Consider the following 15,777-nt stretch of genomic DNA (forward strand, 5'->3'; position numbering starts at 1 on the left):
TAAAAACATTAAACGTATTTGCCAACCTGGCCAATGTTGGCATTATTTACCGGGCCAACAAACACCACCTGGACCCTGAGTATGTAACCAGTAGCTTTAACTTACCCCCTGGGCAAACCCTGGCTTTCGGCTTAAGGGCGGGCCTTTAAAATTGATGGATATGAAAAAGAGAAATATTTTTGGATTTTGGCTGTTACTAGCTGTTTTTGCCAATGCAATTTTAGGTTGCCAAAAACTTTTAGATGAAAAACCCGATCAGCGCCTGGTGATCCCCTCCACACTGACCGATTTTCAGGCACTGATGGATAATTTCGGTGTGCTGACTGCTAAAGATCTGGTGTCGGCAGAAATATCGGCCGATGATTACTACCTTACTGATGCCGACCTTGCCGCGCTGCCGGGCGAATATGAACGCAGGATGTACAGCTGGCAAAAGGATAACATTTTCGAGCCGGGCAGCAACGATTGGGCATACCTGTACAAAGCGGTATATGCCTGTAATGCCGTACTGGAGGGGTTAGAAGCCTCAACCATAACCAGGGATACCAGATATAACGATGTAAAGGGGCAGGCACTGGTGTACCGGGCCAAATGCTTTTTGCAGGGGCTGGGCCTTTGGGCAAAGGCTTACCAGGTTTCTTCACCAACAGACCTCGGTATCCCACTGCGGCCCGGTGCCGATTTTAATACGCCCTCTACCCGGGCTACCGTACAGGAGGGGTACCAAAAAGTACTAAGCGATCTGAAAGCTGCGGTACCACTTTTGCCCGTAAAAGCCTTAAGTGCCACGAGGCCATCAAAGGCAGTGGCCTACGGGCTATTGGCGCGTACCTTTTTATACATGGGCGATTACCAGGCAGCCGAAAATTATGCCGATTCCTGCCTGCGCATCAATGCTACGCTTTTGGATTATAACCAACTCAATGTGGCAGCCTCTTATCCGGTGGCACTTTTTAACCCTGAAGTGCTTTTTAGCACGTTTTCTCCACCGCCAACCATATTAACCAACACCAGGGCGAAAATTGTGCCTGAGCTTTTGCAGGCCTACCAGGCTGATGATTTAAGAAAGCAGGTATTTTATTTGCAGAGCGGTGGCGCTTCTTATTTTAAAGGCACCTATTTCCAGCCCGCACTTTTCTTTGGCCTGGCTGCTGATGAAATGTACATTACCCTTGCCGAGTGCCAGGTAAGGAACGGCAAAACAGCGCTGGGTATGCAAACGCTGAACAAACTTTTGGTGGCCAGGTTTAAAACCGGAACATTTGTGCCATTGGTGGCCAGCGACAAAGCTACCGCACTGAACATGGTGCTAAGCGAAAGAAGAAAGGAACTGGTGATGCGGGGGTTGCGGTGGATGGATGTTAAACGTTTAAATGCCGAAGGTGGTAATATTGTGCTGAAACGCAGCATAGCAGGAACGGTTTACACCTTAACGCCCAATGATAAAAGGTATGCGCTGCCGCTGCCTGAAGATATTATTGCCCTAACCGGTATGCCCCAGAACGAGCGGTAAAACAAAGAATCTATAACAAAAATACTGACGTCGATACATCGTCATTTCCCATTTAATGGGGAACCTTAATGCTTTAGCAAAGGGCTTTAAGATCACCGCCTGCGCGGGGATGACGATAGCCATCGGATGACGGAAAAACGGAATAACATGCTGCCCCAGGTATCCTCGATGTACCTGGTAAGCTATCAAGTTGCCGGATCAGTAACACTGATGGATAACCAGATTTTATGAATAAAAATGCCGGGTTTGTTTACCCCTGCTTTACTCCTGCTTTACCTGTTGTTTTGTCCCTTCCTAAAAAAAGTTTACATAGAAAGTTTTTCAAAAGGAAAAAACATTATGATAAGAGCAAAAGCACTTAAAGGTAAGGGTGGTCGTGAATCTATCCATTCTGATAGTTTCCGAATCCAGGTTGCATTAGAATATCTGGATGGATCGTTCAGCCAATCGCAAATTGAGAAAAAATATGGACTTGCCGAAAAATCCGTATATCGTTTCGTAAATTGGTACAAAGAAAACCAGATCGCCACTATGGATCAACACCCACCTGAGCAGGAACTATGCGCCAACAGTTCCGCAGATCAACGAGCACTTGAGAAAAAATTAGCGCTTGCAGAGCTGAAGATTGCCGCACTTGAAAAAGTTATTGCGATGGCCAACCATGAGTATAACACTGATCTTAAAAAAAAAGCTGCTACCAAGTGATGGCGGAACTACGCGGAACACGCCGATATTACAGTATTGATAATCTCTGCCGGGTATTTGGCTATACCAGACAGGCCTGGTACAACCATGTTAAAAGATCAGAACTTCAGTCCTTTCAGGAACACATCGTACTTCAAAGAATAAAAGAGATCAGAAATGATCTGCCAAAAACAGGTTGCATTAAGCTTTATAAAGAACTCAATAATGGGTTCTTACAGACCTTAGGGATAGCTATGGGCAGAGATGCTGTATTTGAACTTGTCCGTGAAAATGGTATGCTAATAAAGACTGGAAAACGGTATGCGGTAACAACCAATTCATTTCACAGATACCGGATACATCCAGATCTGGTGCAGCGCAGGCACGCGGAACGGCCGGAAGAAATATGGGTGAGCGATATTACCTACATCACTACGATGAGCGGTTTTACCTATCTGTCCCTAATTACAGATGCATACTCAAGAAAGATAGTTGGCCATTATCTATCCACAAACCTGAAAGCTTCGGGTTGCCTAAAAGCACTTGATAAGGCGGTACTGTCCAGACTATATCCAGAAAGCAAATTGATACACCATTCTGACAGGGGAACGCAGTATTGTTGTGATGATTATGTTGGACAACTCAAAAAAAAGAAAATCAGAATCAGTATGACCCAGACGGGTAGCCCTTATGATAATGCCATCGCTGAGCGGGTCAATGGAATACTTAAAACAGAATTTGATCTCTACCAGACCTTTAAGTCACATAGCCAAGCCAGTGCAGCAATAGACCATGCAATCTATAAATATAATAACCTAAGGCTACATGCAAGTTGCAACTACCTAACACCAGAAAATACACACAATGGGCAAAAAGTAAATCAAAATAAAATAAATCAAACCCATGTAAACAAGTATCAGGAAGAAAACATAACATTGTAAACCCAACACAGTAAAAACAAATTCGATAGTAAACACAAATCAGTAATAAGACTTTTTACTGTAAACTTATTCCAGTATAGGACAGTATAGGACACTGGTACCAGGCTTACCCCTTGGTTACCCTTTGCTTACCTATTCTTTACCCTTTGGTTACCTATTGTTTACCTATTGGTTACCTATTGGTTACCCATTGCTTACCTAAAAGGTAAACAATGGGTTTTTTTAGGGTAAATATTTAGGGTATTTCTGGTTATGTTGCCCCAAAGCAGGCTGCCGGCCTGTGCCTGCTTTTGCCCTGCCCGCTACGGTTGGCACGGCTCACTTTAGTGCATTGGCGTGTACTTACGTTATTTAAATTAGCAAAGAATAGATCTCCCGGTTAAGATAATGGAGAACAGTACAACGGGGGCCGCATAATAATTATAACAAATTTTTGTTAACAAAAAGCCCAACAAAAAAGCGATCCCCGTTTCCGGGAACCGCTTTTTTGTTTTTCAGCTTTGGGTTTTACCTTCAACCCTCAACCTTTTTACCTTCAACCTTCTTAGTATCCGAAAATCTGTTCTAAGGTTAATTTGGTTACCGGGCCAAATTTGGCTACATCGGCCATGTTGATTTTCTTTTCGGAAGCTACGATACAATAGTTGTAAGGTTTGCCCGAAAGGTTGCTCTGGTGGAACGATTTGATATCGGCAAAAGTAAGCGGTTTAAGGTTGGCGTACTCATCAATGCGCGAATCGTGATCGAAACCTAATTTTTTATCGGCCAGGTAGCTGGCAATAATATCATCTTTAGTGATGCGGCTGGTTTCGATGCCGTTTAAAGAGTTGGCTTTCGATAGGGCGAATGATTTATCAGACTCTGGTAAGGTGATTAACAGATCGTTCATGCCGGCTACCGCCTCGTTCATTTTATCGGCCTGTGTACCTACGTAAGCCACAATGGTATTCTCTTTATCTTTACTGTTTGGCGATGAATATACCGCAAAGGTAGAGTAAGCCAGCGCTTTGGATTCGCGGATGGTTTGGAATACAATTGACCCCATGCCACCACCAAAATAATTGTTGAACAAAGCAATTTTAGCGGCATTGGCCGGATCGTACAAACCGCTGTTGCGTATCCAGCGGATTTCGGCCTGTACCATATCGTAATCGGCAAAGTAAACCTTGTTCGAATCAGTTTTGGTATAGGCAAATTTTTTGATCGGCGCGGCATCAGTAAATTCTTTGGCCAAAGGGTGTGCCTTTACAATATCAGCAGAAAATGCCGTTAGCGTTTTAGGGCCGTAATAGGTAATGGTGTGTTTGTAATTGGTAAGGTTATGCAACAGGTAAATCAGATCAGCCGATTTCATGTTTTTGATCTCATCATTGGTTAAGCCATAATTAAAAGGATTATCGGCACCATATTGTGCATAACTCATTAAACCGCCCAGGATGGAAGATTTATTCAGTTTGGCATTCTCTCTCGATTTTAACAAGCGGCCTTTTAAATCTTCAAGTGCTTTTTCGTTTGGTTTGCAATGGGCAAGCACATCTTCAACCAAAGCTACTGCTTTATCGAAATTTTCCTGTAAACCGGTAATGGAAACCGTGGTTACATCATTACCTACGTTAAGGCTGTAGCTGCAGGCAATGTTATAAAAGGCCTTGCTGATCTCTTCGGCCGAATATTTATCGGTACTGAGGAATGATAAGTATTGCGCTGCGTAAGGCAACAATTTGTAGTTGTAAGCACCCATATCGAAACGGTAACTCATGCGGAAAATACCGTTTTCGGTGTTTTGGATGGCAATTACATCAGCAATACCGGCTTTACCAAAATTAAGGTCTTTGCTGTAATCTAAAAACTTAGGGGCAATAGGTTTTACCGGCGCATCAATAATGCTTTTGGTAAATGGCGAAACTTCGTTTGTATTGGTTTTTACTGCTGTAATGGCCGGTTTTTCTACCTTGATGATGCTTTTATCTTCACCTTTGTGTTTTAAAACCACTACATAGTTATTGATGAAAAATTTATTGGCAAAATCTACAATCTCTTTTTTGGTTACTTTGCCCATATCATCGGTTGAGGCGAGCATTTTATCCCACTCGGTACCGCGGTTTAAGATAAAGGCATTCATGGTGGCGTTGGCACGTACATCGTTATTATCAAAACCCTGTAATTCGGCAAATTTGATATTGGCTACGGTAGCTTTGATCAGGCTTTCGTCAAACTCGCCTTTTTTAAGCAGTTCTACCTGCTCTAACAATAATTTTTGTGCCTCTTCCAAACTTTGTCCGGCTTTTGGCGACCCCGATAAAATGAACATGCCATAATCTTTCATGGAGTTGTAACCCGCACCTGCACGCAACATTTTTTGTTGTTTGTTGATGTTGATATCCATTAAACCTGCTTTGCCGTTTGATAAGATGCTTCCGATCAGATCCAGCAGTAAACTCTGGCGGGTATTTTGGGCAAAACCCCTGTAGGCAATGTACAGGTTTTCGGCACTTGGGCCATAAATATCAACCTTTTGTACCTGTGTTAAAGGTTTCTCTGGCGCCGGGTTGTAAAGGGCAAGCGGTTTAGGAACCATGTAGGCAAAATCTTTGTCGATTTTTTTGATCAGCTGATCGTAATTGATATCACCGCTCATAATCAGCGCCATGTTGTTGGGCACATAATATTTGTTGTAATATTTTCTGATTTCGACCAATGAAGGGTTTTTTAAATGCTCAATGGTACCAATGGTGGTTTGTTGCCCGTAGTTGTGGGTTGGAAAAAGGGCATACAGCATTTTCTCGTACATTTTACGGCCATCGTTATCCATACCGATGTTTTTTTCTTCGTAAACGGCTTCCAGCTCGGTATGGAAGATACGGAAAACCGGTGCGCGGAAACGTTCTGCCTGTACAGCCAGGAATTTATCAATGGCGTTTGATGGAAGGTCTTCCTCGTAAACGGTTTCTTCTACCGAGGTATGTGCATTGGTAGAGTTACTGCCGATGGATTTCATCATTTTATCGTACTCATTGGCGATAGAATAATTGGAGGCCTCGCCCGAGGTTTTATCAATTTCCTTGTAAATTTCTTTACGTTTGGCCGGATCGGTGGTTTTGGTATAGGTTTCGTAAAGGGCTTCGATTTTATCTAAAAGCGGTTTCTCTTTGGCATAATTTAAGGTACCAAACTTATCGGTTCCTTTAAACAACAGGTGCTCCAGGTAGTGGGCCAGTCCGGTATTGGTACGCGGATCGGTATTACTGCCCGCCCTTACTGCCATTTTGTAGGTAATATTGGGCTCTTTGTTGTTTTGAGATAGGATAACCGTTAAACCGTTTTTTAAGGTGTAAAAACGGGTTTTGGTCGGATCGTTGGTTACATATTTGTAATTGTAACCGCCAGAGGTTCCTGTTTTCCATTGGTAGGTGGTTTGCGCCATGGCCGCTGCACCCGTAATGAGAAAACAAGCCAAAGTAAATAATTTAAATTTCATTGATTTGTTTTTGGTTTATGACAATGAATAAGTATTTGAGGCTTTACGCCGGGGTTAAATACAGCATTCATTTTTAATAAGTTATTTGCTCAAATATAATGGCTTTATTGCAGGGAAAGAAATAATTTTGATTTCTAAACTAAAAAGTCAGGAATAAATGATTTTGGCATATCGATGCTGGTTTATTGTGCCTTGAAATTATAATCTGTATTTTTACCGGCATGACAAAACACGGCACAAAACCAACTATTTTAGTGGTAAATGACGACGGGATTACCGCTACAGGAATAAAAAACCTGATGGAAGTAATGCAGGAACTGGGCAATGTGGTGGTGGTGGCGCCCGATAGCCCGCAGAGCGGAATGGGGCATGCCATTACCATAGGCAAACCGATCCGTTTTGATAAGGTTGACCTTTACGGTGGGGTAGAGATGTACAAATGCAGCGGCACCCCGGTTGATTGTGTTAAACTTGCCGTAAACAAGATTTTTAAGGGCAAAAAACCCGATTTATGTGTTTCGGGCATTAACCACGGTTTAAATAATTCCATTAATGTGCTGTACTCGGGCACGATGTCTGCAGCGGTAGAGGGGGCGATAGAAAAAATTCCTTCCATTGGTTTCTCGCTCGATGATTTTGCGGCCGATGCCGATTTTAGCCATACCAAAAAATACATTAAAAATATCTGTGAGCAGGTTCTGGCCAACGGTTTGCCGGCAGGTACCCTTTTAAATGTGAATTTTCCGAAGGGTGAACACTTAAAGGGTGTTAAGGTTTGCCGCCAGGCCAATGCCAAATGGATGGAAGAGTTTGATGAGCGGACAGACCCTTACAAACGGCCGTACTATTGGCTGACCGGTGTTTTCGAAAATTTTGATAAAGGAGAAGATACCGATGTTTGGGCATTGGAGCATGGTTATGTTTCGGTTGTGCCGGTGCAGTTTGATTTAACGGCACACCATGCCATACAGGCCTTAAACAGTTGGGACTTTATAGGTGGCCGTGATTCGAAAGCTGCAGGCAGCAAGGTGAGTGCACCCGATGGCCTAAATTTAGGTTAGCTGCAATAATGGAACGCTTAAGAAAATTGAATAATTCAGTGTGGATTGGCCTGGGCATTGGTTTACTGGTACCGGCCATGTGCTGTGCTATTGCCTGGTATGTTATCCACCAGGTGGCATCATTGGCCAAAGCCGATCTGTTGTATATTGGTGGTATTGCGGTAAACGCTTATACCATGCAAACATTTTTTAAATACAATAAAGAAAACATTGGCAGGGGCATATTGGCTGCCACTTTTTTGTGCGCTTTTGTGTTTTTTGCGTATAAAGTTTTTTAGATAGAAACGGTGGTCATTGCGAACTGAAGGAGAGAATTGCGGGCTGGGTGAAGCAATCTTTCTAAGAAAAGGTAGATCGGGAAATAAATAATAGCATAAAAGATTGCTTCCCCGAAAGGTCGGGACAGGCTGTAGTGCCTCCTCGCAATGACGATTTAAAAAAATATAAACATGAAATACTACCTCGTAGCCGGCGAAGCCTCAGGCGATTTACATGGTGCCAATTTAATGAAAGCCCTAAAAGCGGAGGATGGCGAAGCGGTGTTCAGGTATTTTGGCGGCGATAAAATGGAAGCCGAAGGGGGAGGACTGGTTAAACACTATGCCGATATGGCTTTTATGGGTTTTACCGAGGTTGTTTTAAATCTGCGTACCATTTTTAAAAACCTGAAGGCGTGTAAGGAAGATATAATGAGATGGAAACCTGAGGTGTTGATTTTGATCGATTTTCCGGGTTTTAACTTAAAAATAGCCGAATTTGCAAAAGCCAATGGCATAAAAGTATGTTATTATATCTCGCCCAAGGTTTGGGCCTGGAACCAGAAACGGGTACTGAAAATTAAAAAGGTTGTTGACCATATGTTCTGCATCCTGCCTTTTGAAGTGGATTTTTATAAAGAATGGGGCATGAAGGTAGATTATGTAGGCAACCCCTTATTGGATGAAATTGCGCAGTTTACACCAGATCGGGATTTTCGCAACGGGCACCAGCTTGGAGATGAAAAAATTATAGCCCTGTTGCCTGGCAGCAGGAGGCAGGAAATAGAGCGTTTATTGCCGGTAATGCTAAGCATTACCGCACATTACCCGGATTATATATTTGCCATTGCTGCTGCCCCAAACTTTACCGAAGCCTATTACCGGCAGTTTACCGGAGATGAAAAAGTAAAACTGCTTTTTAACCAAACCTATAACCTATTGCACCATGCGCATGCTGCAATTGTTGCCTCGGGTACGGCAACGCTGGAAACCGCTTTATTTAAAGTGCCGCAGGTAGTGGTTTATAAAGGCGGTACCATTTCTATAGCCATTGCACGGCTATTGGTTAAAATTAAGTTCATCTCATTGGTGAACCTGATCGTAAACAAAAAAATCGTTACCGAACTGATCCAGGAAGATTGCAACACACAAAAAGTAAAAGCCGAACTTGATTTGATTATAGCAGGAGCAGAACGGGAGGCGATGTTAAAACATTATGACGAACTGCTTTTACTGATGGGGAAACCGGGTGCTTCGGCAAAAACGGCCGGATTGATTACCGGTTATCTGAAATAAGGAGTGCTGACCAAAATTGGCGCGGAACTTAAGGGAAAAGCCGGCCGCGGCGATACCGGGTTACCTGCCCTAAGAAATTATTCAGGCTACTGGATAGTTTATTTTTTTTTAGCGTATATAATAGATAGAACCTGGATTATTAATAAACGTTTCTGAGACGATTAATACAAAAAATGTTAAATTGCGCCTTTATAAATGGCAAAAACTTAAAAGCTGCATTTTTTATTTAGCTTTGAATTAATTAACTTACAGAAATTCCAACCAAATGAAATCGCTTTCTATCAAAGATATAGCCGTAAAAGCAAACGTATCCATTACCACCGTTTCCTTCATCATCAATGGTAAAGCCAAAGAGAAGTCGATCAGCGAAGCGGTAATTGAGAAGGTAAAGAAAATTATCGAAGAAAGCGGTTACAAACCCAACCAGATTGCCAGGAGTTTAAGAACGGGCAATTCTAACATCATTGGCCTGATTATCGAAGATATTTCCAATTCCTTTTTTTCGAGGATTGCCAGGTTAATTGAGGATAAAGCCTATAAAAGAGGTTATAAAATTATTTATTCCAGTACAGAAAACAATGTTGATAAAGCAAAGGAACTGATCAACCTGTTCAAATCGCGAAAAGTTGATGCCTATATCATCTCCCCGATAAAAGGGATAGAAGAAGATGTTCAGATGCTGCTGGATGACGGTAACCCGGTAATCTTTTTCGACAGAAATTTGCCCGATGTTGACACCAGTTATGTGGGTGCCGATCATTTTAACGCCTCTTACCAATCCATACAGAGTTTTATTGATCAGGGCAAAAAGAACATTGCTTTGGTAACCACCGATATCAATGTAGCGCAGATTACAGAACGCCACGATGGCTACAAAAAAGCACTGGAAGATAACGGAATTGCTTATGACGATGACCTGGTATTAAAAATCCATTTTAACCAGGAAGAAAACGAAACCATCGTACAGATTAAATCATTATTGGAGAGCAAAAAGGTGGATGCCGTATTGTTTGTAACCAATTATCTGGCCATTAGTGGCTTAAAAGCGCTTAAGCAGATTGATAAAAAAATAGGCGATGATTTTGCCGTAATTGCCTACGATGACCATGAAGCTTTTGAACTGCATACTCCCCGCATATCAGCCATCCAGCAACCTTTGGAAGAAATAGCTGAAGCCATTATTAAACTGATTTTAAACCGCCTTTCATCGAAAGGCAAATTGCCTGCTGAAGAACTGATTATCCCCACCCGCCTGGTACTAAGGGATTAATTGAAAAATGCTTCTCGGTTAAGGTGTAATATTTTTTTTACATACTAAATCGTTTTATTTCAATTAATAATCCCTATTATTGGTGTGCTAAATCGTTTTAGGCTAACCAATTAAATTTTCATGAAAATTACAGCAGCTCCTTACAAAATTTTAACCGGCTTTACCGAAGCTAGAAAGTAAAATGGCTTGTTTCATTCGTTTATGTCGTCACCAAATCCAACACCTTAAATCATATTACATCCTAAAATGTCCGGCAATTTGTTTCGCGCGGTCATTTTAACCCAGATAAACCAATACCAGGAAAAAAAATAACTAATCTTTTATAATAATTTAACAAAACCGTTGATGAAAATTAATTTACTTAAAATTACGGGGCTGTCGGCTGCAATTGTATTGCTGAATAGTCCTGCATTTTCAATGAACACAAAATCGGGAGTCGAAGGAGGGCGATCGGGCGAGCGCCGGCTGGCAAAGCATGTTTCGGTAAGGAAAGTTGTTTCCGGAACAATTGTCGATGAAAACAATCAGCCAGTACCGGGCGTGGGTATTAAAAATATCACATCAGGTAAGGGTGCTGTAACTGATGGTAGCGGAAAATTTAATATAGAGGCGAATGTGGGTGATCTAATCAGGATTAGCTATATAGGCTATGTTACGCAAAACATCAAGATAGCGGATCAAACCACCTTAAATATAAAATTAGTAGTATCTTCTGATACAAAGCTTGATGATGTAGTCGTGGTGGGATATGGTACACTTAAAGAAAAAGAAATAACCTCAGCAATTGCGAAAGTGGATACCACACAATTCAGGCAGAGCGGATCTCGTAATCCGCTTGACTTACTGGTTGGTAAAGTAGCTGGTCTGCAAATTTCTAGAAATAGTAGTAACCCAAATAGTGGTGTTGGTATCCAACTACGTGGTGTAACTACTATTACTGGTACCTCAAGTCCTTTAATTATTATCGATGGAATCCCCGGTGGTAATCTGGATTTGCTTCAACAGGATGATATTGAATCTTTCAGTGTATTAAAAGATGGTTCAGGCGCTGCTATATATGGTACAAGAGCAAATGCTGGTGTAATCATCGTTACAACAAAAAAGGGTAAAAAAGGACCTTCTGTATTCAATTACAATGCTTATGTAAGACATGAAAGTTTAGTAAAAAGACCGGACTTTATGACTGCCGAGCAATGGAGAGCTCGGATTGCCAGTGGTGAATATAAGGTTTCAGATAAAGGGGGCGATTTTGATTATTTTCAAGATCTGATTAATAAAAACAACTTATCAAACAATCACAATCTCGCTGTGTCAGGTGGGGGCGAGAATTCGAATTACCGGGCAAGTGTTAACTACCGTGAACTGCAAGGCTTTGCCAAAGAAAACAGTAGAAAAGAATATGGTGCCCGTTTAAGTTTAACCCAAAGAGGATTTCAAAATAAACTAAGTGCGCAGTTCAATTTAGCGACCAATTTTAATAAAGCCAATTTATTAGGTGGTGGCGGATGGGAAAATGTATTGACTAAAAATCCAACAGAATCTTACTATAATCCTGACGGCACTTATCAATTTACCAGAACTATTACGAATGAGCTAGCTAGATTAGAGCAGGAACGTTATGGGGTTCAGCAACAGACTACTTCGGCAGATGGTAAACTGGAATTGGAGATAATTAAAGATCTTAAAGCATCTGTTTTTGGCGCTGTACAACGCGACTCCAGGATATGGAGCGAATATCGTGATAGAGCAAGTCAAAACTCGGTAGAAAATAACGATGCTCCTAACGGAGGTTATGCATCACGGGTAACAGAACTTAATCAAAATTTTAACATAGAACCGACTTTAGAGTATACAAAGTTATTTGGCAAGCATAAGATATCGGCAATTGGTGGTTATAGCTATCGTTACGAAGTGAATGAGGGCTTCAATGCAAATAACCGTGGTTATGTGAACGATCTTTTTGAAGATAATAACTTAGGAAGTGTGCCAATTAAGGTGAATACAGTTGGATTGGGTAGCTTTAAAAACGACAACACACTTATTGCACTTTTCGGAAGAATTAATTATGCCCTTGGCGACAAGTATTTTGCTCAGGCAATTATCAGAAGGGAAGGATCATCCAGATTTGGTGCGAATAATAAATGGGCAACTTTCCCCGCAATTTCTGGTGGTTGGAATATCACCCAAGAAGACTTTATGAAGAATGTAAAGTTTGTAAATAACTTGAAGCTTAGAGTTGGTTACGGAGAAACTGGCAACTCAGGGTTTGCCAATTATGCATCATTGGTAACTCTTGGTCCAGGTGGAATATATTTGTTCCCGACAGGAGAATATCAGCAAACATATGGGCCAAGCAGAAACCCTAATCCAAATTTGAGATGGGAACGTAAAAGAGAAACCAACATCGGGATTGATTTTACCGTGTTGAATAACAAGCTTACTGGATCCATCGACCTATATAAGCGGGTAACAAAGGATCTTTTGGATACCTATACGTCTCCCCAACCTCCTTTTATTCAATCATCAATTTACACTAATGTTGGAACAGTATCTGCAAAAGGTATCGAGTTGACGCTAAGCTATTCTGCAATTAAAAAACGTGATTTTACGTGGAGAATTGATTTTGCCGGAAGTACAACAGATAATAAGTTAGATAGTTATTCCAATGATGAGTATAGAAGAGATATGAAAGAGTTTGGTTCTATAGGAGGTTTTGGAGCTTTAGGTAATGCATTCAGAACTTACGAAGGACGTAACATTGGCGAGTTCTGGGGCAAGCGGTTTGCTGGATTTACGCCAGACGGTAAATGGCAATTCTATACCAAAGACGGTGCGGTTGTTTCTAACCAAAACATTAATACTTCGCCATTCAGAGATCAGACTGATTTAGCTGTAATTGGTAATGCAATCCCCAAATACTATCTATCATTAACAAATAGCTTTACCTATAAAAATTTCGATTTAAGGGTTTTCCTAAGAAGTAAACTAGATTTTGATGTGTTAAATACTACTGCAATTTCTTATGGAAATAAAAATGGAGCGACCACCAATCTTTTAAATAGTGCGTTCACAAAGTATGCTGAAATAAAGGATACTTATATGTATGCCGATTACTATCTGGAAAAAGGTGATTTCTTGAAAATTGACGAAATTACCCTGGGTTATACTTTCAAATTAAACTCTAAGTCTTTCAGAAATTTAAGAATATATGCAACCGGACAGAACCTGGTAACATTCACCTCTTATACTGGAAATGATCCAGATTATATTCAAGACGTAGGAATGGGGCAGGAGATAAACGGAAGAAGCTTGGGTATTGATACAAGAAGCCCGTATCCGGCGACCAGACAATTCCTATTCGGCGTGAACTTTGGATTTTAATATTGAACAAGATGAAAAATTATAAAAAAATTATTTTGGCATCCGTTTTAATAACTTCTGTTTTCTTAATAAATGGATGTACAAAATTGGATGAAACAGTGTATAGTGAATTGGTTAGTGATAACTTCTATAATAATAAAAATGAGGTACTTTCAGCCGTTTTAAGACCATATACCCACGCCAATGCTTGGGTTACTCCTTCTGGTCAGGATGGCTGGTGGCGCCCTGCCGAATTATCGGCAGATCAGCTTGCATGGCCCACGAAAGGACGCCATGGAGAAGACGATGGTAAATGGAAACGATTACATTACCACAACTGGTTAAGTGGTGACGTGCCTTTAAATAATGCCTGGTCACTTATGTATTGGGGGATGGGCCTATGTAATGATCCAATAGGAAATCTTGAAAAACGTAGTCTGGTACAGATGGGCATTACTCAAGCAGAGAAAGATGCATATATCGCAGAACTAAAGTTGTTTAGGGCTTTTCACTACCTTAAGCTGATGGATCTTTTTGGTAACATTCCTGTGGTTACACAAGTGGGGATACCTGCAAAACCTACCACCTTACCACGTGCACAAGTTTTTGCCTTTATCGAAAAGGAAATTAAAGAAAATATTGATAAAGCACCAAAATTATCAAGGAACATGATCGGTAGGATGAGCCAAGCTGGTGGTTATGCCATGTTAGTTGAACTTTATCTTAATGCCGAGATTTGGACAGGCACAGCTAGATGGGATGATTGTATCGCAGCGGCAAATAAATTAATTTCAGGTGATGGTGGTGCCCAAAATGGTACAATGCAGCTAGACCCGAATATTGTTGATCAGTTTAAACCAAGTAACGATTTATCTAAGGAGGTAATCTTTTCAATTGCTTATGAATTCCAAAAAGCTTCTTTTCAACCTTCCTGGACAAGTGAGTTTTATCATTTCCAGCAAGATCAAATCTATGGCGGCTCTCGGAATGGAAATGATGGTGTCGTAGTAGTTCCCGGAGTATTTACTAATTATGAAGATGCCGATCTAAGAAAAAGAGGTTGGTTATTGGAAGGCCCAATGTTTAGATTTGATAATGGTCAACCAGCGCTTGCCAGAGGCGGAAACGAATATGATGGTCAACAGATCGTTTTTGTAGATAACATCCGTAAAAATAAAATCGGATCTACCGTATCTAATATGAGCGAAGGTGAAGAAAACAGTGGCGTTCGTTTTAACAAATATAAATTAGGTAATCAGGTTGCTGGCGTTGTAAATGGAGTGACAGTACCTATCGATCCAAATTACAATAACACAGATTGGAATATTTACCGTTTGACATGGATATACTTTGCCAAGGCTGAAGCGATTATGCGTAAAAATGGTGGGGTAGCTACTGCTGAAGCTGTACAATTAATTAATGATTGTAAAAAGAGAGCATTTAAAGACGCAGATTGGGCAACTAGGGCTTACACACCAGCAACATTAACCCTAGATGAACTTTTATCTGAAAGAGGAAGGGAATTTATTTTTGAAGGTTTTAGAAGAAATGACCTAATCAGGTTTGGTAAATTCACTACAGCCAGCTGGTGGGATCATACCCCTTCTGCAACATTCAGAAATCTGTTTCCAATTCCTCAGGTTCAGCGTACGCTTAATGAAAACCTGGCACAAAACCCAGGTTACAATTAATAAATAATTTAGGTTAAAAAAAGCCGCATCATAAATCAAACTATGATGCGGCTTTTTATTTTATGAAAAAATGATGGAATAGTTTCTTATCCGGAAAATATGCAACATATATGTTACATAATTAAACAGTAAAAGCTGTTTGTTTTTTTATTAATATTGGATTGCTAAATCGTTTTACGTTAAATCGATACCAAACAAACATCATCCCGTTAAACCAGCGATAAAT

10 protein-coding genes are annotated in these 15,777 nt (G+C 40.9%); 9 read left to right on the forward strand and 1 reads right to left on the reverse strand.

Going from position 1 to position 15,777, the window contains the following annotated elements:
• The first annotated feature begins 160 nt into the window (after positions 1-160).
• From ACFE6N_RS22670 to ACFE6N_RS22680, 3 genes are all read left to right on the forward strand, one after another.
• Positions 161-1,513 carry a RagB/SusD family nutrient uptake outer membrane protein gene (locus tag ACFE6N_RS22670; protein ID WP_378940122.1) on the forward strand — a complete coding sequence of 451 codons (1,353 nt, stop codon included), beginning with the start codon at positions 161-163 and terminating at the stop codon, positions 1,511-1,513.
• Positions 1,514-1,750: 237 nt separating this feature from the next.
• The gene (locus ACFE6N_RS22675; RefSeq protein WP_378940123.1) at positions 1,751-2,218 is read left to right on the forward strand and encodes a helix-turn-helix domain-containing protein; all 468 of its coding nucleotides are present in this window, start codon (positions 1,751-1,753) and stop codon (positions 2,216-2,218) included.
• Entirely contained in the window at positions 2,218-3,138 is a 921-nt protein-coding gene (locus tag ACFE6N_RS22680; RefSeq protein WP_378940124.1) for an IS3 family transposase, read from the forward strand. The genes ACFE6N_RS22675 and ACFE6N_RS22680 overlap by 1 nt, the downstream gene beginning before the upstream one ends.
• Before the next feature lie 544 nt (positions 3,139-3,682).
• On the opposite strand, the gene ACFE6N_RS22685 is transcribed toward ACFE6N_RS22680, so the two are convergent.
• On the reverse strand, positions 3,683-6,616 hold the full coding sequence (locus ACFE6N_RS22685) for a M16 family metallopeptidase (RefSeq protein ID WP_378940125.1): 2,934 nt from the start codon (positions 6,614-6,616) through the stop codon (positions 3,683-3,685).
• 221 nt (positions 6,617-6,837) lie between these two features.
• Between ACFE6N_RS22685 and surE the strand changes: the two genes are divergently transcribed.
• The 6 genes from surE to ACFE6N_RS22715 all read left to right on the forward strand — a co-directional run bounded on the left by surE (position 6,838) and on the right by ACFE6N_RS22715 (position 15,551).
• Entirely contained in the window at positions 6,838-7,677 is an 840-nt protein-coding gene (gene surE, locus ACFE6N_RS22690; RefSeq protein WP_378940126.1) for a 5'/3'-nucleotidase SurE, read from the forward strand.
• Between the two features lie 8 nt (positions 7,678-7,685).
• Entirely contained in the window at positions 7,686-7,955 is a 270-nt protein-coding gene (locus ACFE6N_RS22695) for a stationary phase survival protein SurE (RefSeq protein ID WP_378940127.1), read from the forward strand.
• Positions 7,956-8,126: 171 nt separating this feature from the next.
• Positions 8,127-9,230: a lipid-A-disaccharide synthase gene (lpxB, locus tag ACFE6N_RS22700; RefSeq protein ID WP_378940128.1), complete on the forward strand. Its 1,104-nt coding sequence runs from the start codon at positions 8,127-8,129 to the stop codon at positions 9,228-9,230.
• 265 nt (positions 9,231-9,495) lie between these two features.
• Positions 9,496-10,500 (forward strand): LacI family DNA-binding transcriptional regulator, encoded by a 1,005-nt coding sequence (locus tag ACFE6N_RS22705; RefSeq protein ID WP_134204130.1) that lies wholly within the window; start codon positions 9,496-9,498, stop codon positions 10,498-10,500.
• A 345-nt stretch (positions 10,501-10,845) separates the two neighbouring features.
• Positions 10,846-13,881 carry a SusC/RagA family TonB-linked outer membrane protein gene (locus ACFE6N_RS22710; RefSeq protein ID WP_378940129.1) on the forward strand — a complete coding sequence of 1,012 codons (3,036 nt, stop codon included), beginning with the start codon at positions 10,846-10,848 and terminating at the stop codon, positions 13,879-13,881.
• Between the two features lie 11 nt (positions 13,882-13,892).
• A complete protein-coding gene (locus ACFE6N_RS22715; RefSeq protein ID WP_134204128.1) occupies positions 13,893-15,551 on the forward strand; it encodes a RagB/SusD family nutrient uptake outer membrane protein in 1,659 nt (552 codons plus the stop codon).
• The last annotated feature ends 226 nt before the right edge of the window (positions 15,552-15,777 follow it).

Origin of the sequence: Pedobacter sp. BG31 (genome assembly GCF_042464845.1) — a bacterium.
Classification (GTDB): Bacteria; Bacteroidota; Bacteroidia; order Sphingobacteriales; family Sphingobacteriaceae; genus Pedobacter; species Pedobacter suwonensis.

Coding starts and splice junctions, on each gene's coding strand:
- ACFE6N_RS22670 (WP_378940122.1), top strand. CDS start 161: ATGAAAAAGAGAAATATTTTTGGATTTTGGCTGTTACTAGCTGTTTTT.
- ACFE6N_RS22675 (WP_378940123.1), top strand. CDS start 1,751: ATGCCGGGTTTGTTTACCCCTGCTTTACTCCTGCTTTACCTGTTGTTT.
- ACFE6N_RS22680 (WP_378940124.1), top strand. CDS start 2,218: ATGGCGGAACTACGCGGAACACGCCGATATTACAGTATTGATAATCTC.
- ACFE6N_RS22685 (WP_378940125.1), bottom strand. CDS start 6,616: ATGAAATTTAAATTATTTACTTTGGCTTGTTTTCTCATTACGGGTGCA.
- surE (WP_378940126.1), top strand. CDS start 6,838: ATGACAAAACACGGCACAAAACCAACTATTTTAGTGGTAAATGACGAC.
- ACFE6N_RS22695 (WP_378940127.1), top strand. CDS start 7,686: ATGGAACGCTTAAGAAAATTGAATAATTCAGTGTGGATTGGCCTGGGC.
- lpxB (WP_378940128.1), top strand. CDS start 8,127: ATGAAATACTACCTCGTAGCCGGCGAAGCCTCAGGCGATTTACATGGT.
- ACFE6N_RS22705 (WP_134204130.1), top strand. CDS start 9,496: ATGAAATCGCTTTCTATCAAAGATATAGCCGTAAAAGCAAACGTATCC.
- ACFE6N_RS22710 (WP_378940129.1), top strand. CDS start 10,846: ATGAAAATTAATTTACTTAAAATTACGGGGCTGTCGGCTGCAATTGTA.
- ACFE6N_RS22715 (WP_134204128.1), top strand. CDS start 13,893: ATGAAAAATTATAAAAAAATTATTTTGGCATCCGTTTTAATAACTTCT.